Here is a 544-nt window from a genome sequence, read left to right on the forward strand (position 1 = left end):
GAGTTATCAAATATATAATAAAATTTTGTCCCTTCGATGGTATCGTTTCAGCATTCAAACGTCAAGTCGGGCAGGGAATTTGCGTGTATGATGTGGTCGTGGTGTTAAAATTCTGTCACACAAGTCGGGATGCATAGGGGAGCATTTAATGGAAACTTTTTTTATGCAAACGCCAATGGGGCAATATCTTGCTCAAAAAGAGGAGGATTTTTTCAGACGGCATTTGCAATATTTGAATGGCCAAGTGGTGGTTCAATTGGGCGGCATATGGCAGAGGCCGTCTGAAAATATGATTGTGGTGCCGCGCGATGTGCGGATGGATGCTGAAATGTTGGCATTTGAAACGCATTCCGTGGATGTGTTATTGATGCCCCATCTTTTGGAAATTTCAACTGCCGATTTGGTGTTGCAAGAAGCATTTAGGATATTAAAACCCGAGGGTAGGTTGATTTTGACGGGGTTTAACCCTAAATCTTTGTGGGGGTTGAGCTCGTGGTTTGATGGCAAAAGACTGCCTATGAAATCTCAATGCTTGGCTCTGGCT

General features: G+C 43.4%; 1 protein-coding gene. It reads left to right on the top strand.

From position 1 onward, the window contains the following. Window positions 1-148 precede the first annotated feature (148 nt). Window positions 149-544: class I SAM-dependent methyltransferase (locus ACTHUM_RS18315; RefSeq protein ID WP_440403724.1), on the top strand; the 396-nt coding region annotated here is incomplete at its 3' end.

Source organism: Neisseria sp. P0021.S006, assembly GCF_051956895.1.